This window comes from Bradyrhizobium sp. JYMT SZCCT0428, assembly GCF_018131075.1.
Taxonomy (GTDB): Bacteria; Pseudomonadota; Alphaproteobacteria; order Rhizobiales; family Xanthobacteraceae; genus Bradyrhizobium.
On the sequence record NZ_JAFCLS010000136.1, the window covers coordinates 1 to 3,949 of the forward strand.

Here is a 3,949-nt window from a genome sequence, read left to right on the forward strand (position 1 = left end):
CGGCGGATCAAAGCCGGCCGCCCCTGGCGACGTAGCCGAACTATCCATCGCAAACAGCCGACTTTTGCAACAAAATCTGCCAGGAACGGACATGGCCCAACCTTACTCAATCACTTCATCGGCATGCGCAAGTACCGTCGGCGGGAACGTTAATCCGAGTTGTCGGGCCGTCTTGAGGTTTATTGCAAATTCGAATTTTGTTGGTTGCTCAACTGGCAGATCGGCAGGCTTAGCTCCAAGCAGTACTTTGTGCACGAGGGCGGCTGCTTGCCTACGGTTCGTTCGATGTACCCTTGGCCGCATGGTGATTTCGACAACGTGATGGACGAAGCGCTCGATATCGAGCTGGACTATTTCATTCGCACCGACCAAGCCGTGAATTTCCGGGGGACGCGCAGACCTTAGCTGCTAACGCCATAGCGAACGCATGGCGGGCGGGCGTGAGGAGTCGAATGCTTCTGACCAACATGGCGATCAGGGCGGTCGAAGAAAGGCGCTCTCAATTGAGAAGCAGGTAACCCTCTCCACACATCGATTGGGCCAGCGCGGTGAAATTGTTATCCTGAATAACGATGTTAGCCGGAACATAAAATCCAGCCGTAATCTCGCAGCGCGCTATCCCGCACAATTGGAACGATTTGAAACGCTCGCATACGATTGCGACCGGCGTGGCAAGTTGGCAGCAGATAGATCGAACCGCGAGATGTACTCCCGGCTCGCAATGCAATATCGCGAATTGGCCAACGACATGCGAGGAAGTTGAACCGGCCGCCTCCAGTGCGGTACGATCGCACATGGATCACTACCCCGGTGGGCATGTCTGAAAGGTGCCAGTGGCAGACATTGGGCGTGATCTTGCCAGATCATGAGCATTCAGAAGATCAGGCTACTAAATCACTCTATTACGCGATCCGCCGCGCGAGCAGTGTGTCAGGAATGGTGATACCAAGTGCCTTAGCGGTCTTCAAATCGATAGATAACTCGATCCGCGTCGGTTGCTCGACAGCGAGATCAGCAGGTTGGGCTCCATCGAAAATTCGCTTTACGTAATAGGCGGAGCGGCGATAGAGGTCGGCCCGTGGGGTGCCGTATCCGACGATGCCGCCGACATCGGTCATCTCCGGGATTGAAGAAAAAACGGGAATGCGATGCGAAAGGGCAAGCGAAGCTATGCGCTCTCGCATATCGATAATCGTCGCATCGTTGATGACAAGGAGGGCATTGGGGCTGCCCTTTGCGATATCTGTAAAGGTCGCTTCGATTTCTGCCGGCCCCCTAGACCGATTGTCGTTATCGTCTGCATGGCTCGCTCCTCTGAATCGTGGGAGCCTTAACAGCGCCCACATCCATGGCACCGACGTGCCGGTGGAGGAGCCGTCCACAGCATCAACAACGGAAGTGGCCGCTTCATTCGATTACCCTGTCGGCGCGAGCGAGAAGCGTTGGCGAAACAGTCAGACCAAGCGCCTGCGCGGTCTTGATATTGATCGTCAACTCAAACTTTGTTGGGCGCTGGACGGGAAGGTCTCCGGGCTTGTCGCCCCGGAGTATGCGGTCGACATAATCAGCGGCCTGTCGGAATACCTCTGGAATAATGATGCCGTATGAGATCAGGCCCCCCTCGGCGGCAAAGCTAGGCAGAGCATACACACCTGGTATTCGGTACCGGGCGGCCATCTCGACGATCAATTTGCGATGTGCCGCGATGGACGGATCAGGTGGAAGAATGAAGCCAATGGCGGTTTCCCTTGCGAGCGTCTCGAAGGCGGCCTCAATCTCTGCAGGTTTGCGGATTTGGGTTGAAAATACTTCCACGCCAAATTTATTTGCCGCGTCGGCAGACGAGCGGAACAGAAGCAGTGAACCTGCATTCTCAGAATTAAGAAGTACAGCCACCCGTTTTACCTGCGGCGCAATCTCCTTGAGTATTTCGATCCACTTTGGCCCGAGGCTGGGCTCTAGGATACTGAACCCGGTCATATTGCCGCCGGGATGTGCGAGGCTCCGGACGAAGCCCTGAGCAATTGGGTCACTCGCACCGATAAACACAATCGGTATTGTTTTTGAAACCGACTGAACAGCGCGGGCCATTTGGTCGCTATTTGCCAGGATCACCTCCGGCGTGGCGTCCATCAAGTCATTTACCTTCGAGCGTATCCAATCGAGGTCGCCCACACCCCAACGAAAATCGATAACAAGATTGCTTCCGATAACCCAGCCACGCGCTTGAAGCCCTTCCTGAAAGGCTCGCGCCCGAAGCTGACCTTCACGATCATCTTCATTGTATAATACGAGAACCCCGACGCGGCGGACCCGACCCGATTGCTGTGCACGCGCGTTGAGCGGCAGTGCCGTCGCGCAGCCAAGAAGCGTAATGAACTCACGCCGCCTCATGCCGATAGCTCCACCGTCACGACAAAGTGGCTCCGGCAGAACCTAGCAGTCTGAAAGGCCGGGAGGTAGCCCAGAAACAGGTCTGGACGATCAGTTCACTTCCGAAATGGGTCATTCGCGTCGGTTTGACCGGATCACGGCGACTTCCGGTCTACCACGGTGAACGGACATTCTCAGGATAGGCGGGCATGTTGAAAGGTGCCAATAGGAGCGGTCACCGCGACGGCGGCGGCATTTTTTCAAACTTGGTGATCGAATTGAGGTCGTAGACCCACGCCTGCTGCGATTGAACAAATAACTGTCGGCGCGGCGCTAGTTCATAGCGTTGGCGAAGTACGCCGACCCGGACGTTGTAAGGCTTTGGGTCATCACCAACTGAAGTGGAGTAGAGCGCCGTGCCGCACTGTGGGCAAAATGCTTGCGGGCGGACCGCTCCGCTATCGGCTGTCTTCAGGTATTCCTTGGGCTTGCCCGATAACAGCACGAACGTGCCTGGCCGCGCGATAATGACCGCTCGCATTGGCGCGCCGCTCATTGTCTGACAGTCCGTGCAGTTGCACATTGTCGTAGTTTCAGGATCGGCTTCAGCCTCGAATGACACATAGCCGCAGTGACACCGTCCATCGATTTTCATGGCTTGCCCCTTGTCACATCGTTCACGTGGCCACCCGATCTCTAATGGCTCTTCGGACCGCTGATAGGTCCGAATTGGGTCATTCGCGTTGGTCTGACCCATAGCCAACCACTTCCGGTCTATCCCAATTAACGAACATCATCAGAGACGGTCGGCATGTCTCAAAAGTGCCAACAGCGGAAGTGCAGGTTTTCGATCAACCCGTCGGCGTGGGCGGATAAGGCTCCGATCAAAAGCTTATCCCAGGAATAAAGCAAAGCACGACCTCCCCCATCCAGGCAACCCGCCGACTGCAGAGGTGGCTACGGCCGTCAGGACTCTCGCGATTATGCTCGATTGTCGCCGGCGGAACGACGATCCAATGGCCGTCGCCGCCGATTTTGCGGGCAACCCAATTACCTTCTTCAATCCTGGATTCTGCTGGCGAACAATCTTGGCTGTTGCAGCACGGCACGGCTCGATTATTTGGCATCATCCAGGTGGAATAGAACCGCTCATGGACGGCCTGATCTTGCGGTGGATGCTGATGTTGCTGCGCTATGGCGGAACTGGCAGCGAGAACGAGACTGCTCCCGGCCACACCAGCAGCCACACGCACAACACGGGTGGTGAAGTCCCAGCGTCGCATGGCGGGCCTGCCAGGAACACGCGCAATCCGATGCCTCGGAACTTTAGCACTTTGCGAGAGGAAGGCTATCCCAAACACATCAATAATCGACCCCGCGGGTTATTATGCGAAGTCTGTTGTGGGTCAAACTGAGAAGTCCGGATGCTCGACCCGGAGGTCGGCTTTGCCCTCAATAACGGACATTGTCAGGCAGTTCTTCTACGTCCGAAAAGTGCCGATTTTGTTGCAAAAGTCGGCTGTTTGCGATGGATAGTTCGGCTACGTCGCCAGGGGCGGCCGGCTTTGATCCGCCG

The 3,949-nt window shown here is 56.1% G+C and carries 6 protein-coding genes; 2 read left to right on the forward strand and 4 right to left on the reverse strand.

The window, feature by feature from the left end; genetic code table 11:
- Positions 1-102 precede the first annotated feature (102 nt).
- On the reverse strand, positions 103-372 hold the full coding sequence (locus JQ575_RS43860; RefSeq protein WP_249167320.1) for an ABC transporter substrate binding protein: 270 nt from the start codon (positions 370-372) through the stop codon (positions 103-105).
- 55 nt (positions 373-427) lie between these two features.
- Here JQ575_RS43860 and JQ575_RS43865 point away from each other — a divergent pair, with 55 nt between their 5' ends.
- Positions 428-763 (forward strand): hypothetical protein, encoded by a 336-nt coding sequence (locus JQ575_RS43865; RefSeq protein WP_212039347.1) that lies wholly within the window; start codon positions 428-430, stop codon positions 761-763.
- A 139-nt stretch (positions 764-902) separates the two neighbouring features.
- Here JQ575_RS43865 and JQ575_RS43870 read toward each other — a convergent pair whose 3' ends face one another.
- The 3 genes from JQ575_RS43870 to JQ575_RS43880 form a co-directional block, all read right to left on the reverse strand.
- Entirely contained in the window at positions 903-1,346 is a 444-nt protein-coding gene (locus JQ575_RS43870; protein WP_212039344.1) for an ABC transporter substrate binding protein, read from the reverse strand.
- A 61-nt stretch (positions 1,347-1,407) separates the two neighbouring features.
- Positions 1,408-2,394 (reverse strand): ABC transporter substrate-binding protein, encoded by a 987-nt coding sequence (locus tag JQ575_RS43875; RefSeq protein ID WP_211997825.1) that lies wholly within the window; start codon positions 2,392-2,394, stop codon positions 1,408-1,410.
- Between the two features lie 214 nt (positions 2,395-2,608).
- Positions 2,609-3,028 carry a GFA family protein gene (locus JQ575_RS43880; protein WP_211997826.1) on the reverse strand — a complete coding sequence of 140 codons (420 nt, stop codon included), beginning with the start codon at positions 3,026-3,028 and terminating at the stop codon, positions 2,609-2,611.
- 361 nt (positions 3,029-3,389) lie between these two features.
- Here JQ575_RS43880 and JQ575_RS43885 point away from each other — a divergent pair, with 361 nt between their 5' ends.
- Positions 3,390-3,788, forward strand: a complete 399-nt coding sequence (locus JQ575_RS43885; protein ID WP_212039345.1) for a hypothetical protein — start codon at positions 3,390-3,392, stop codon at positions 3,786-3,788.
- The last annotated feature ends 161 nt before the right edge of the window (positions 3,789-3,949 follow it).

Excerpts from the sequence above, each read along its gene's own strand:
- JQ575_RS43865 (WP_212039347.1), top strand. The coding sequence starts at position 428 with ATGGCGGGCGGGCGTGAGGAGTCGAATGCTTCTGACCAACATGGCGAT.
- JQ575_RS43870 (WP_212039344.1), bottom strand. The coding sequence starts at position 1,346 with ATGTGGGCGCTGTTAAGGCTCCCACGATTCAGAGGAGCGAGCCATGCA.
- JQ575_RS43875 (WP_211997825.1), bottom strand. The coding sequence starts at position 2,394 with ATGAGGCGGCGTGAGTTCATTACGCTTCTTGGCTGCGCGACGGCACTG.
- JQ575_RS43880 (WP_211997826.1), bottom strand. The coding sequence starts at position 3,028 with ATGAAAATCGATGGACGGTGTCACTGCGGCTATGTGTCATTCGAGGCT.
- JQ575_RS43885 (WP_212039345.1), top strand. The coding sequence starts at position 3,390 with ATGGCCGTCGCCGCCGATTTTGCGGGCAACCCAATTACCTTCTTCAAT.